Here is a 13,808-nt window from a genome sequence, read left to right on the forward strand (position 1 = left end):
ATTCCGCGCCGGGTCCAAATCCCAAACGTCCGCACCAAGCCCAAATCTCTCCCCGCTCAAACGTGCTGCGCCCCGTTGATCTCGATCTCCGTACCCGAGATATAGGCCGAGGGCGACGTGCACAGGAAATAGACCGTGTCAGCCACCTCTCGCGGCTCGCCAAGTCGGCGCATCGGGATCGTGTCGGCCAGCTCCTCGGTGCCCGGCGACAGGATGTCGGTGCGGATCTCGCCCGGCGCGATGGCGTTCACGCGCACGCCGAGAGGCCCGAAATCATGCGCCATCTCGCGCGTGAGCGCCGCCAGCGCCGCCTTTGACGTGGCATAGGCCGCACCCGCAAAGGGATGCACCCGCCCGCCCGCGATGGAGGTGACATTGACCACCGCCCCCTTGGCTGCCGCCAACTCGTCGCGCAGGCTGCGCGCCAGCACGACCGGGGCGAAAAAATTGACGTGAAACACATGGCCCCATGTCCGCAGGTCGGTGTCGAAGGTATTTAGCCGCTCACCCTCCGGCCCCTTGGGCGAAATGCCGGCGTTGTTGACCAGCGCATCAAGACGGCCACCCAGCATTCTGCGGATCACCTCGACCTTCTCGATCACGTCGTTGGGGTTCGCGAGGTCGATCTGGATATGGTTCGCCGCGCCGCCACCCCAAGGGCATTCCTGCGGAAACGGGTGGCGCGAACAGGTGATCACCCGCCAACCCTCGTTATTGAAACGGCGCACTGTCGCATGGCCGATTCCCCGGCTCGCGCCGGTCAGTAGCAAAGTGCGCGTCATGGTCATGGCGATCTCTCCGGCGTGGACCTTTCCACCCTAGCCCGACTGCAGCCAGGATCAACGGCTCTTGGCACGCCACGGCGCAGCGGATAACAAGTGCGGGCGCGTGACCCCGGAGACAGGAATGAAGGCCCGAGACATGAACCGCGACTGGATCGCCACCGCCCGCACCCTTTCCGAGGCGCTGCCCTACCTGCAGCGCTATACCGGTGCCATCGTGGTCATCAAGCTCGGCGGCCACGCCATGGGCAGCGCGCAGGCGATGGCCGAATTCGCCCGCGACGTGGTGCTGATGCGGCAGGTGGGGGTCAACCCGGTGATCGTCCACGGTGGCGGACCGATGATCAACGAGATGCTCGCCCGGCTCGATATCCGCTCGGATTTCGTAGGCGGCAAGCGAGTCACCGATGCCGCCACGATGGAAGTGGTGGAAATGGTGCTCTCGGGCACCGTCAACAAGCGCATCGTGCAGGCCATCGGCGGCCAGGGCGGGCGCGCGGCGGGGCTTTCGGGCAAGGATGCCGGGCTCATCGCCTGCACCCCGGCCAGCGCCGATCTCGGCCTCGTGGGCGAGCCCTCGGAAATCGACCCGGCGATCCTGCACACACTCTTCGATGCGGGCGTGATCCCCGTCATCGCGCCGCTTGGCGGCGGGCCGGATGGCGAGACCTACAACATCAACGGCGACACCGCCGCCGGGGCCATCGCTGCGGCACTGCGCGCCGACCGGCTGCTGTTGCTCACCGACACCGACGGCGTGCTCGACGCCGAGGGCCACGTCGTGACCGAGCTCACGCCCGAGCAGATCCGCGCGCTCACCCGCGAAGGCGTGATCGCGGGCGGCATGATCCCCAAGACCGAAACCGCGCTCGCCGCCATCGCCGGCGGTGTGCGCGCAGTGGTCATCCTCGATGGACGCGCCCCCAACGCCACCCTGCTGGAGCTGTTCACCGAGCATGGCGCCGGATCGCTCATCCGCAACGGTGCGGCCCCCTCGACGAAGCGGCCCCCGGCCTAGCTCTCCGGCATGACACCTCGGCTCGCGCTCTCCTCTATTGCCACCAAGGCCCGAGGCAACCACCTCGCCCCGCTTGGCGCGCTGCACCTCGAACCGGACGAGGTGCCGGGATACACCAGCCTCGTGTTGCTCGGCCCCGCCGGGCCGGACTTCTGGCCGCATGTCACCGCCGCGCCCGAATTCGCCGATGGCGCGCCCGACCCGCTCGACCGCTGGTCACTTCGGGTGATCGGCGCGCTGGCCAGCGATCTCGGCGCGCGCGCGGTCTTTCCCTTCGACGGCCCGCCCTGGCCATCCTTCACCGGCTGGGCACGGCGCAGCGGGCGGGCCTGGTCCTCGCCGGTTGGGCTCTTGGTGCACGACACCACGGGCCTGATGCTGTCCTATCGCGGCGCCCTCGCCCTGCCCCACCGGATCGACCTGCCTGCCCCCGCCTCGCGCCCCTGTGACACCTGCGACGGCCAGCCCTGCCGCACCGCCTGCCCGGTGAGCGCGCTGTCGCCCGATGGCTACGACGTACCCGCCTGCAAGACCGATCTCGACCGGCCCGGCAACGACTGCATGGCGCGCGGCTGCGCCGTGCGCCGCGCCTGCCCGCTCAGCCAGGGCGCGGGCCGGACCGAGGCGCAATCCGCCTTCCACATGGGATACTTCCGATGAAACGCCTGGTCCTCATGCGCCACGCCAAGTCCGATTGGGGCGACCCGGCGCTGCCCGACCACGCCCGCCCCCTCAACGAGCGCGGCCGCCGCTCGGCCACCGCGCTCGGCGACTGGCTGCGCACGATAGACGCGGTGCCGGATCAAATCCTTTGTTCCTCGTCCGCACGCACGCAAGAGACCTGCGCGCGCCTGAAACTGCCGCTCGCCCCCGAGCTTCACGACGCGCTCTACCTCGCCGAGGCACCGGACATGCTTAGGCTGCTGCGCGGGGCCACCGGTTCGCAGGTGCTGATGCTTGGCCACAACCCGGGCATCGCCGAATTCGCAGCCCGTCTCGTCGCCGCACCGCCAGACCACTACCGCTTCGGTGACTACCCCACCGGGGCGACGCTGGTCGCACGCTTCGAGATCGACGACTGGGCCGATGTCGCCCCCGGCACCGGCACGGCGCTGCACTTCGTCATCCCACGAGACCTGATCTGAGCGCGATGCAGACACCGCGCTTCATCGGCTCGGACATCTACCGCGGCTCGAGCTACGGGCCGCGCCACCCACTCTCGATCCCGCGCGTGCCGACGGTGATCGACCTCTGCCGCGCCATGGGCTGGCTCCCGGACCGCCAGTATGTCACCAGCCCCCGCGCGAAGGCGGAGGCCCTGACCACATGGCACAGCCCCGCCTACATCGCCGCACTGCAATGCGCCGAGACCGAGGGGCACGTCACCGCCGAAACCCGAACCCGCCACCACCTCGGCACGCTGTCGAACCCGGTCTTTCCAGAGATGTTCCGTCGTCCCGCGACGGCGGCGGGCGGTTCGCTCCTTGCGGCCGACCTGCTCGGCAAAGGTGGCGCCGTCTACAACCCCGGCGGCGGCACCCATCACGGCATGGCGGACCGGGCGGCGGGATTCTGCTACCTCAACGACCCGGTTCTGGCGCTGAAGGCGTTCCTCGCCCAGGGTCTCACCCGCATCGCCTATGTCGATATCGACGCCCATCACTGCGACGGGGTCGCGGCGGCGTTTCACGGCGAGAGCCGCGTGCTCATGATCTCCACCCACGAGGCCGGGCGCTGGCCCTTCACCGGCGCGCTCGACGACCGCGCTGGCGGTCACGCCATCAACCTGCCGCTGCCGCGCGACGCCAATGACAGCGGCTTCGCGATGGCGCTGCACGAGGTGATCCTGCCCAGCCTGCAGGCGATGCGGCCGCAGGCCATCGTCCTGCAATGCGGGGCCGACGCGGTGGCCGAGGATCCGCTCTCGCGCCTCGCGCTCTCCAATAACGCCCACTGGGCCACCGTCGCGGCCCTCCGCACGCTCGGCCCCCGCCTGCTGGTCCTCGGCGGCGGCGGCTACAACCCGTGGACAGTAGGCCGCCTCTGGGCGGGTGTCTGGGCCACCCTGAACGGGTATGACATCCCTGACCGCCTGCCCGAACGCGCCCGCAACATCCTCGCCGCGCTCACGTGGTCGCGCCGCCCGGCGCTGCCGCCCGATACCCTGGTGGATACGCTGCGCGACCGTCCACGCGAAGGCGTGATCGCCGACGACCTGCGTGCCGCGATTACCACCCTGCGCGAACGCCGCGCCGCGTGGGTCTGATGCGAAAAGGCGGCCCCTCGGACCGCCCCTTCATCTTGCCCCAAATATTCCGGGGGAGTCGCGCATCGCGCGACGGGGGCAGCGCCCCCAAGACCATCAGTGCCCCAGAATCTGGCTCAGGAACAGCTTGGTGCGCTCGCTCTTGGGGTTGTTAAAGAACTCCTCGGGCTCGTTCTGTTCGACGATCTGGCCCTGGTCCATAAAGATCACCCGGTTCGCCACCTTGCGGGCAAATCCCATCTCGTGGGTCACGCAGAGCATGGTCATGCCTTCCTCAGCCAGCTCGATCATGGTGTCGAGCACCTCCGAGATCATCTCGGGATCGAGCGCCGAGGTGGGCTCGTCGAACAGCATGATCCGCGGTTTCATGCACAGCGACCGCGCGATCGCCACCCGCTGCTGCTGCCCGCCCGAAAGCTGGCCGGGATACTTGTCCGCCTGTTCGGGGATCTTGACCTTGGTGAGGAAATGCATCGCGATTTCCTCGGCCTCGCGCTTGGGCGTCTTGCGCACCCAGATCGGCGCAAGCGTGCAGTTCTCGAGGATCGTCAGGTGCGGGAACAGGTTGAAATGCTGGAACACCATCCCGACCTCCGAGCGGATCCGGTCGATGTTCTTGATATCGTTCGACAGCACCGTGCCATCGACGGTGATCGATCCCTTCTGATGCTCCTCCAGCGCGTTGATGCAGCGAATGAGCGTCGATTTCCCCGATCCCGAGGGCCCCGCGATCACGATCCGCTCGCCCTGATAGACTGTCAGGTCGATATCGCGCAGCACGTGGAACGCACCAAACCATTTGTTCATCTTGCTGATCTCGACGGCAACCTCGTCGGAGACCTTCATTTGTGCTTCTGCGGCCATGTCGATGACCCTCCTTACCGATGATCGGTCTGAAGCTGACGCTCCAACCATTGCGAATATTGCGAGATGCCGTAGCAGGTGATGAAGAACAGCAGTGCGGCGAAGCCGAACAGCTCCCAATAGACGCCGTTCCATTCCGCCGAGGCGAGGATCGGGCCGCGGATCATGCCGACGATGTCGAACATCGAGATCACCGAGACCAGCGTGGTATCCTTGAACAGCCCCACGGCGACGTTGACGATGCCCGGGATCGAGATCTTCAGCGCCTGCGGCAGGATGATGAACTGCATCGACTGCGCGTAGTCGAGCCCGAGACTGTCAGCCGCCTCGTATTGCCCGCGCGGCAGCGCCGCGAGACCGCCCCGAATCACCTCGGCGATATAGGCCGAGGCGAACATCGTGATCATGATGATGACCCGCAGGATGAGGTCGAAATTCGTGCCCGGCGGCAGGAAATATGCCAGCACCACGTTCGCCACGAACAAGAGCGTGATGAGCGGCACACCGCGTATGAACTCGATGAAGATCACGCAGATCCACTTGATGATCGGCATGTTGGATTGCCGCCCCAGCGCCAGCGCGATCCCGAAGGGTAGCGACAGCGACACGCAGACCACACCCAGCATCAGGTTGATCATGAAACCGCCCATGTCGCGCGATGCCACCGGCTCGAGCGCCATGAAACCGGCAGTGGCCCCGGTCAAAAACCCGGCAGCCCACCAGAACACCATCGCTCCCACGATCCCCGCAAGGACCGCAACACCGGCGCTGACGGTCAGGGTGCGCCGGTAGACGAGAACGCCAAACAGCACGCCCAGGAGCGCCATGATCGGCACCATGATCGACCCGCCCCAGATCAGCCAATAAGCGATGAACGGGTAGAGCCCGGTAAAGATCAGCAGGATGCGCGGCAGGAACTTGATGAACAGCACTGGCGCGATCGCCGCGAACAGCAGCACGAAGGCCAGCGTCGGCCGCCAGTAGAGCTCGTCGGGATACTTGAACCCGAACAGAAGCTGGTTCCAGCGCTCTGTCAGCACCGCGAAACAGGCCCCCGTTCGCCCATCGAGCATCTCGCGGCAGGCCGTAAGGCTGGGGCTGTCCCAGATACCGTTGAAAAACCACGGCGCCGCCGCGATCACGATACTAATGATGACATAAGCAGTAGCCACCGTGAGCAGGCCGTTGGCCACCGAGGAAAACAGGTTCTCACGCAGCCACTTGATGACCCCCGTCTCCGTCACCGGCGGCGGTGCCTCGGGGAGCATATGCTCGCGGTGGAAGGCGACATTATCGTGCGACATGGCTCACCGCTCCTTCAGCGCAATGGACTTGTTATAGAGGTTCATCACCGACGAGATTGCGAGGCTGATCGTCAGGTAGAACAGCATCAGCAGCAGCACGCATTCGATGGCGCGGCCCGTCTGGTTGAGGGTGATCCCCCCCAGCGTGCCGGTCACGTCCATGTAGCCCACGGCGATGGCCAGCGACGAGTTCTTGGTGAGGTTGAGATATTGCGAAATCACCGGCGGGATGATGACGCGCAGCGCCTGCGGCAGGATCACGAGGTTCATGATCCGCCCCGGGCGCAGGCCCAGCGAGGCCGCCGCCTCGGTCTGGCCGCGGTTCACCGCCAGGATCCCCGCACGCACGTTCTCCGCGATGAAGGCCCCCGTGTAGATCGCAAGAGCGAACCACAGCGCGATGAGCGAGCCGCGGATTTGCATGCCGCCCTGAAAATTGAACGTTTCGAGCGCGGGATAGTCCAGAGAGATCGGCCGCCCCATGACGAAAAAGATGAGGATCGTGGGGACAAACAGAATCACCAGAGACGGCCACCCCATCGGCAGCAGCTTTCCGGTGTCGTAGAGCAGTTTGGTGGCGTAGCGACGGTAATAGATCGCGCCCGCGATCGAGGCGAGGAAGGTCAGCACCACCACCGACGAGCCCGGCTCCCAGATCGGCAGAGGCGCATAGATGCCGCGATTGGTGAATGCGAAGGACCCGAAGAGCATACTTGCATCCGGGGTGTCGCCCCGGAACGCGCTCGGCGACGGCAGAACCGCCGTCATGATGGTAAAGATGATGAGGATCCAGATCAGCACCGGCACGTTGCGGAACGCCTCGACATACCCGGCCATCAGCTTGCGCACGAGCCAGTTGGGCGAGAGCCGCAGAACACCGGCGATCACGCCGAGGATCGTCGCGGTCAGACACCCGAGAAAGGCCACGATCAGCGTGTTCAGAACGCCCACCACCGAGGCCCGCAGATGGCTTGATTGGCTGTCATACTCGATCGGACGCTGGTTGATGTCATAGCCAGACGGCTCTGCCAGGAACCCGAAGGCGATATTCTGGCCTTGCTCGGCCAGGTTCGTCACCAGGTTGGCGCCGAGATAGGCCATCAGCGCGATCAGCAGCATCAGCGCGATGAATTGAAACGTGTAGGAGCGATACCGCGTGTCGTAGATCAACTGCGACAGCCGGAACGACGCCTGTGGAGGGTCGGTCATGGTCGTCATCTGGGATTTCCCTGTTCTTCGACCCGGTTTTTTATCGGCGTTTTCGCCGTGGGCCGTTTCTTTGAGATCCGTCATGCGCGAAGGGCGCGGAATGTCCCGCGCCCTTCGTCAGTTCTTGTCTTACCGGAACGGCGGTGAGTAGAGAATGCCACCATCGGTCCACTGCGCGTTCAGTCCACGCGCAAGACCAATCGGGGTCTTCTCGCCGATGTTCTTCTCGAACACCTCGCCATAGTTGCCCACGGCGGAAAGCGCCCGCACGGCCCAGTCAGAGTCAAGTCCGATCATCTCGCCGAGATTGCCCTCGGTGCCAAGCAGACGGTTGGTCTCCGGGCTGTTGGTCGGGCCGGACGCCAGTTCCGCGACGTTGGCGCTGGTCACGCCAAGCTCTTCGGCGGTGATGAGCGCGTTAAGCGTCCAGCGCACAACGTCTTCCCATTCATGGTCGCCATGACGCACGAGCGGGCCAAGCGGCTCCTTCGAGACGGTTTCCGGAAGGATCACGTGATCGCCCGGGTTCTCGAACGCGGCACGCGTCGCGGCCAGGCCAGAGCGGTCGGTCGTGTAGGCATCGCAAGCCCCGGCCAGGTACTGCTGCTGGCCTTCCGCGTTGGTCTCGATCGGCACCGGCTCATAGCTGATGTTGTTCTTGCGGAAGAAGTCCGCAAGGTTCAGCTCGGTGGTGGTGCCGGTCTGGATGCAGACGGTCGCGCCGTCGAGTTCCTTGGCCGAGCTCACGCCCAGCGCCTTGGGCACCATGAAGCCCTGGCCGTCATAGTAGTTGACGCCGACGAAATCGAACTTGAGGTCGGTGTCGCGCGAAAAGGTCCACGTCGTGTTGCGCGCCAGCATGTCGACCTCGCCAGAGGCGAGCGCGGTGAACCGCGTCTTGCCGGTGGTCGGCACGAATTCGACAGAGGTCGGATCGCCCAGAACGGCGGCGGCGACGGCGCGGCACACGGCCACGTCAAAGCCTTCCCAAACCCCGTTGGCGTCGGGCGCGGCAAAGCCGACGAGACCGGTGGTCACGCCGCAATTGAGCGTGCCGCGCGCCTTCACGTCGTCGAGCGTGGCCGCAGCCGCCGCACCGCCAACAAGGCCGGCCACGGTCAGAGCGCCCAGAAATACGGTTTTTTTCATGTTTACCTCTTCCTGATTTCCCGCTCTTTCAAGAGCGGTTCTTTAGACCCCGCGTTGTCACGAGGCCCGTATGACACTGGATAAGGGGTTCAAACCCCCGACAGTGACCGCGAGTTTGTGTGGATTCACCTCGCGCCGTCAAGACTTTGTTCCGCAAATCCCGGGGCCGGTGCCGCAGGGTTAACGTGGCATGGCGGTGAAATCACCGCTCCCAAAGGGGTCGCGAAAGATCGTGAAAGTGTTTGGCGTTGAAGAAGTCACATTCTTTCTTTCGCGCCACCGCTTCGGCCTCTTCGTCGCTACCCCATTGCTCTTGCTGCCAGGATTCGTCGATGCGCGACGCCCGCCAGAGCGCCTCCAGTGGAGCCTGATCGCGCAGCGCCGCAAGACCGATAACCAGCGAGCCGCTCAGGCAGACGAGGTCATGAAACGCCGTCAACGCCCATATGTCGAGCAGCCGAACCTCCGCATGCAGCCGCTCCAGCGCCGCCGCGTCCTGCGTCACGTGCATGACTCCACTTGTCGTGCGCAGCCGTGCCGAAAAGACCGATTCGGCCCAATCGAGCAGCGGATCCCACGCCTCTGCCTGCCGCGCGACCAGCTCGGCGGGGCTCTCCGCCCGGTAGCACAGCAGGTCGCTGCTGCCATACTCCGCCAGCATCGCGGCCACCGCTGCCTGCTCACGCGCCACACGGTCGATGGCGGCATTTGCGGCGCGGGTCAGGGGCATGGTCGCGGGCACGATCTCGCCCTCCTGCGCGTCCCACTCGGCGGCAATCTCGCGTGCCAGCGCCTGCGTCGGCACCACCAGTTCGGCCTTGGCGGGCGTGCGCACCGCCCGCCCGTCAAGCCGCACGCCAAAGCCGCCCCCGGCCTCCGCGACTTCCGCCGCATTCCAGAACCGTTTGGCCGCCCATTCGCTCATCGCCACATCCCCCAGTCATCCATAAGCGCCGCCGCAAGCTGGCCGAAATCGTCCACCAGCCGCGCGGCGCCATCCAGTGCGTCGGCGCGGTGATAGCCCCATGTCACGCCGATTCCGGCGATTCCGGCGGCCCGCGCCATCTCCATGTCATAGCTCGTGTCGCCGACCATCACCGCGTCCTGCGGCGCGACGCCCGTCTCGGCCAGCGCCGCGTGCAGCATCGCGGGATGCGGCTTGGAGGGGTGATGATCTGCCACCTGCCTGGTGACGAAATACCCATCCAGCGCGTGCCCCTCCAGCAGCTTTGTCAGCCCGCGCGCCGATTTTCCGGTGGCCACGCCCAAGAGCAGCTCGGGCACCGCGCGCAGCGCGTCCAGGGTCTCGCGCGCTTGCGGGTAGAACGGTGAGGAGGTGGCCACCGCCTGCCCGGCCCGCAGTTTCATGTAGGCCGACTTGTAGCCCTCCACGATCTCGCGCCGCGCCGCCTCCGGAAGGTGTGGCGCGAGCCGCGCCACTGCCACGTCGAGCGATAGACCGACGATCCCGAGGATCGTCTCGCGCGCAGGCGCGACCTCGCCCACGGCGGCGAACCCTTCGTGCATCGCCGCGAGGATGTCGTGCTGGCTGTCCACCAGCGTGCCATCCACGTCGAAAATCACGAGGCGCAGCCGCCCGCTCATACGAGATCCTCGAACGGGTCCTCCGGCGCCTCGGAGGCCTGCCACTGAAACAGGTCCCATGTCCGCGCCATGTGCGCGGGCAGCGGCGCGGTCAGGTGCAGGATCGCCCGCGTCACCGGGTGCTCGATGGTCAGCGAGCGGGCGTGCAGGTGCAGCTTGCGGCTCACTTCACCGCCAAGTTGCGCGCCCCAGCCATCGCCGAGATTCTCCTGCCCAGAGCCGCCATACTTGCCGTCGCCGATGATGGGATGCCCGATCTCGGCCATGTGCGCGCGCAACTGGTGGGTGCGCCCGGTAACGGGGGTGAGCGCCATCCACGACACGCGCCCGCCGGCGTTCTCGATCATCGCGTAATCGGTGGTGGCCGCCTTGGCGCCGGGCGTGCCCGCCACGTCGCGCGGGTGCAGGCAGTGCATCTTCTCGCCCTCGCCGCCCGCGCCATGCCCCGGTGCTTTGACGAGACCATAACGCACCGTGCCCACGCGCGGGCTCGGCGCACCGGCCACGGCGGCCCAGTAGATCTTGCGCGTGGCGCGGTGCCGGAACGCCGCCGTCAGCCCCTTGGCGGCCTCGCGGCTCCGCGCCAGCACCAGCACACCCGAGGTGTCCTTGTCCAGCCGGTGGACGAGGCGCGGCTTGTCCTCCGCGCCAAAGCGCAGCGCCTCGGCCAGCCCGTCCACGTGCCGCGCCTGTCCGCTGCCGCCTTGCACCGGCAGGCCCGGCGGCTTGTTGAGTGCAATCACGTGATCGTCGCGGTAGATGACGCAGGCGCGGATCATCGCGGCATCGGCATCGCTGATGCGCGTCGCGTCCGGCGCGGGCCGCGTGCCTGGATCGGGGATGGGGGGGATGCGCACGCTCTGCCCCTCCTGCAGCCGGGTCGCGGACTTTACCCGTCCGCCCTCTACCCGGAGCTCGCCCTTGCGGCACATCTTTTCGATCTGGCCTTGCGTCAGGTGCGGAAACTGCCGCCGCAGCCAGCGGTCGAGCCGCTGATCACCCTCGCCCGGGGCCACGCTGCGCGTCTGGACCCCGCTCATGCCACCACCGCCCGCATCGCCCAGGCCCCCAGCGCGACCGCCGCCAGCGACAGGACCACCGACAGCCCGACATAGGACAACGCCGCACCCATCGCACCCCGCTCATAGAGCGTCAGCGCCTCCAGCGAGAAGGTCGAGAACGTGGTGAACCCGCCCAGGATGCCGGTGACAAGGAACGGGTTGAGGTGGTCGAAACCGCGATGGAACGAGAGCACGACCAGCGCACCGATGAGGAACGAGCCCAGCACGTTCACCGTCAGCACCCCCAGAGGGAAGCCGGGGGACGCGACCCGCGCCATGCCCAGGGTCACCCCGAGGCGCAGCACCGCGCCCAGCGCGCCGCCCGCGGCCACCTGGAGAATGGTCATCATCATGGCGCGGTGTCTCGCGCGGGGCCCCGGGGTTGTCAAGCGCGCTGCGCGCCGACCGCTCTTTGGCACCGATGGAATACCGACGCGATACCGACAGAATACCGACACCGGAAATTGGCCTCCCCCCAAAACGACAAACCCCCGAAGCATCCGCCCGGGGGTCGTCTTTTTCGTGTCACGAGTGAATCGCGGCGGACGCGCTCAGAGCAGACCTTCGCGCTGCGCTTTCTTGCGTGCCAGTTTCCGGGCACGGCGAATCGCTTCGGCCTTCTCGCGCGCTTTTTTCTCGGACGGTTTCTCGAAATGCTGCTTGAGCTTCATTTCGCGGAAAACGCCTTCGCGCTGCAATTTCTTCTTCAGGGCACGGAGCGCCTGATCGACATTGTTGTCGCGAACACTAACCTGCATGTGGTGTCACCACCTTCCCAAGTTGAAGTTGCAATAAGTTGCAGGAAATGGCCGTATAGCAAAGCGTCCCTGGCTTGTCTAGGGTGCCCGAAAGGGGGAATCCGATGCCCGATACCGATGTGAAAACCCGCCTTCTGGAGGCCGCCAAACCGCACGTTCCCTTCGACGGGTGGAGCGAGACAACCCTGCGGCTGGCCGCCACCGAGGCCGGTATCGACCGCGCGATGATCGATGCCGTCTGCCCGCGCGGCGCGGTCGATCTGGCGCTCGCCTATCACGAGGCGGGCGATGCCGCGATGGTCGATACATTGCAGGCCGCCGACCTCGGCGAGATGCGGTTTCGCGACCGGGTGGCTTTTGCGGTGCGCACCCGGCTCGACCTTGTCGAGGATCGCGAACTGGTACGGCGCGGCATGACGCTTTTCGCCCTGCCCCAGCACGCCGCCGACGGCACCGGCGCCCTGTGGCGCACCGCCGATCACATCTGGACGGCGCTGGGCGACACGTCGCGCGACATCAACTGGTATACCAAGCGCGCCACGCTCTCGGGCGTCTACGGGGCAACCGTACTCTACTGGCTTGGAGACGATAGCGAGGGGCATGCGCGAACATGGGAATTCCTCGACCGCCGTATCGACGACGTAATGCAGATCGAGAAGGTCAAGGCAAAGGCCCGCGAGAACCGGCTCGTCTCTGGCCTGATGGCCGGACCGCTTGGCTTCCTCGGGCGCGTCAAGGCCCCCGGGAACCGGCAACAAGCCGGGATGCCGGGCCGGTGGCGCACACCGAACTAAAGAAAGGCAAGACATGACAAAGACGATGACGGCGGTCGAAATCGCCGAACCGGGCGGCCCCGATGTGCTGCGCGCCACCACCCGCCCGGTGCCGGAGCCGGCAGCGGACGAGGTTCTCATCCGGCTCAAATGGGCCGGCGTGAATCGGCCCGACGCTCTGCAACGCGCAGGCATGTATGCGCCGCCGCCCGGCGCGTCGGACCTGCCCGGGCTCGAGGGCGCGGGCGAGATCGTGGCCCGCGGCGCGGGCGTGAGCGACCTCGCCGTCGGCGACAAGGTCTGCGCGCTCTTGCCCGGCGGCGGCTATGCGCAATACGTCACCACCCCGGCGGCCCATTGCCTGCCCGTCCCCGCAGGAATGGAGTTGCGCGAGGCCGCCTGTCTTCCCGAGACCTTCTTTACCGTCTGGTCCAACGTTTTCGGGCGCGGGGCACTCAAGGGCGGCGAGCGGTTCCTCGTGCATGGTGGCTCTTCGGGCATCGGCACCACCGCCATCCAACTGGCCCACGCCTTCGGCGCGCGGGTCTTTGCCACCGCCGGATCGACCGAGAAATGCGCGGTCTGCGAGCGCTTGGGCGCGGAGCGCGCGATCAATTACCGAGAGGAGGATTTCGTCGAGGTGCTGCGCGCGGAGGGCGGGGCCGACCTGATCCTCGACATGGTCGGCGGCGATTACCTGCCGCGCAACGTCAAGGCGCTGGCCGATGACGGACGGCTGGTGCAGATCGCGTTCCTGCAAGGCCCCAAGGTGGAATTGAACTTCGCGCAGGTGATGATGCGCCGCCTGACGATCACCGGCAGCACTCTGCGCCCGCAGAGCGACCTCGCCAAGGCGCGCATCGCCGAAGGGCTGCGCACACATGTCTGGCCGTTGATCGAGGCGGGTCGCGTCGCGCCGGTGATGGATTCCGAGTTCCCGCTGGAAGAGGCGGCGGCCGCCCACGAAAGGATGGAATCGAGCGCGCATATCGGCAAGATCGTCCTCAGGGTGGACTGAC

General features: G+C 66.5%; 16 protein-coding genes. 6 read left to right on the forward strand and 10 right to left on the reverse strand.

Annotated elements, in window-relative coordinates; genetic code table 11:
• Positions 1-56: 56 nt before the first annotated feature.
• Positions 57-788: an SDR family oxidoreductase gene (locus C6W92_RS06825; RefSeq protein ID WP_129432258.1), complete on the reverse strand. Its 732-nt coding sequence runs from the start codon at positions 786-788 to the stop codon at positions 57-59.
• A 118-nt stretch (positions 789-906) separates the two neighbouring features.
• On the opposite strand from C6W92_RS06825, the gene argB reads away from it, so the two are divergent.
• From argB to C6W92_RS06845, 4 genes are read left to right on the forward strand one after another with little or no spacing between them, the layout of a single operon-like run.
• Positions 907-1,800, forward strand: a complete 894-nt coding sequence (argB, locus tag C6W92_RS06830) for an acetylglutamate kinase (protein WP_129432259.1) — start codon at positions 907-909, stop codon at positions 1,798-1,800.
• A gap of 9 nt (positions 1,801-1,809) precedes the next feature.
• The gene (locus C6W92_RS06835) at positions 1,810-2,460 is read left to right on the forward strand and encodes a ferredoxin (RefSeq protein WP_129432260.1); all 651 of its coding nucleotides are present in this window, start codon (positions 1,810-1,812) and stop codon (positions 2,458-2,460) included.
• The gene (locus tag C6W92_RS06840) at positions 2,457-2,945 is read left to right on the forward strand and encodes a histidine phosphatase family protein (protein WP_129432261.1); all 489 of its coding nucleotides are present in this window, start codon (positions 2,457-2,459) and stop codon (positions 2,943-2,945) included. Before C6W92_RS06835 ends, C6W92_RS06840 begins: the two co-directional genes overlap by 4 nt.
• Before the next feature lie 5 nt (positions 2,946-2,950).
• Positions 2,951-4,066, forward strand: a complete 1,116-nt coding sequence (locus C6W92_RS06845) for an acetoin utilization protein AcuC (RefSeq protein WP_129432262.1) — start codon at positions 2,951-2,953, stop codon at positions 4,064-4,066.
• Between the two features lie 96 nt (positions 4,067-4,162).
• Here the strand turns inward: C6W92_RS06845 and C6W92_RS06850 are convergent, their stop codons facing one another.
• The 9 genes from C6W92_RS06850 to rpsU all read right to left on the reverse strand — a co-directional run bounded on the left by C6W92_RS06850 (position 4,163) and on the right by rpsU (position 12,016).
• Complete coding sequence (locus C6W92_RS06850; protein WP_104020360.1) at positions 4,163-4,930, reverse strand: amino acid ABC transporter ATP-binding protein; 768 nt, start codon at positions 4,928-4,930, stop codon at positions 4,163-4,165.
• A 14-nt stretch (positions 4,931-4,944) separates the two neighbouring features.
• On the reverse strand, positions 4,945-6,234 hold the full coding sequence (locus tag C6W92_RS06855) for an amino acid ABC transporter permease (RefSeq protein WP_129432263.1): 1,290 nt from the start codon (positions 6,232-6,234) through the stop codon (positions 4,945-4,947).
• Between the two features lie 3 nt (positions 6,235-6,237).
• A complete protein-coding gene (locus tag C6W92_RS06860; RefSeq protein ID WP_129432264.1) occupies positions 6,238-7,452 on the reverse strand; it encodes an ABC transporter permease subunit in 1,215 nt (404 codons plus the stop codon).
• A gap of 120 nt (positions 7,453-7,572) precedes the next feature.
• Entirely contained in the window at positions 7,573-8,592 is a 1,020-nt protein-coding gene (locus tag C6W92_RS06865) for an amino acid ABC transporter substrate-binding protein (protein ID WP_129432265.1), read from the reverse strand.
• Between the two features lie 202 nt (positions 8,593-8,794).
• Positions 8,795-9,517, reverse strand: a complete 723-nt coding sequence (locus C6W92_RS06870) for an ATP12 family protein (RefSeq protein WP_129432266.1) — start codon at positions 9,515-9,517, stop codon at positions 8,795-8,797.
• The gene (locus C6W92_RS06875; RefSeq protein ID WP_129432267.1) at positions 9,514-10,197 is read right to left on the reverse strand and encodes an HAD-IA family hydrolase; all 684 of its coding nucleotides are present in this window, start codon (positions 10,195-10,197) and stop codon (positions 9,514-9,516) included. Before C6W92_RS06875 ends, C6W92_RS06870 begins: the two co-directional genes overlap by 4 nt.
• Complete coding sequence (locus C6W92_RS06880) at positions 10,194-11,237, reverse strand: RluA family pseudouridine synthase (protein ID WP_129432268.1); 1,044 nt, start codon at positions 11,235-11,237, stop codon at positions 10,194-10,196. Before C6W92_RS06880 ends, C6W92_RS06875 begins: the two co-directional genes overlap by 4 nt.
• Complete coding sequence (gene crcB / locus C6W92_RS06885) at positions 11,234-11,611, reverse strand: fluoride efflux transporter CrcB (protein WP_129432269.1); 378 nt, start codon at positions 11,609-11,611, stop codon at positions 11,234-11,236. Before crcB ends, C6W92_RS06880 begins: the two co-directional genes overlap by 4 nt.
• 198 nt (positions 11,612-11,809) lie before the next feature.
• On the reverse strand, positions 11,810-12,016 hold the full coding sequence (gene rpsU, locus C6W92_RS06890; protein ID WP_005614280.1) for a 30S ribosomal protein S21: 207 nt from the start codon (positions 12,014-12,016) through the stop codon (positions 11,810-11,812).
• Between the two features lie 104 nt (positions 12,017-12,120).
• On the opposite strand from rpsU, the gene C6W92_RS06895 reads away from it, so the two are divergent.
• Together C6W92_RS06895 and C6W92_RS06900 are read left to right on the forward strand one after the other, a co-directional pair.
• Positions 12,121-12,810 carry a COQ9 family protein gene (locus tag C6W92_RS06895; protein ID WP_129432270.1) on the forward strand — a complete coding sequence of 230 codons (690 nt, stop codon included), beginning with the start codon at positions 12,121-12,123 and terminating at the stop codon, positions 12,808-12,810.
• 13 nt (positions 12,811-12,823) lie between these two features.
• On the forward strand, positions 12,824-13,807 hold the full coding sequence (locus C6W92_RS06900; RefSeq protein ID WP_129432271.1) for an NAD(P)H-quinone oxidoreductase: 984 nt from the start codon (positions 12,824-12,826) through the stop codon (positions 13,805-13,807).
• Position 13,808 lies beyond the last annotated feature (1 nt).

It is taken from the genome of Roseovarius sp. A46, assembly GCF_004126395.1.
Taxonomy (GTDB): Bacteria; Pseudomonadota; Alphaproteobacteria; order Rhodobacterales; family Rhodobacteraceae; genus Roseovarius; species Roseovarius nitratireducens.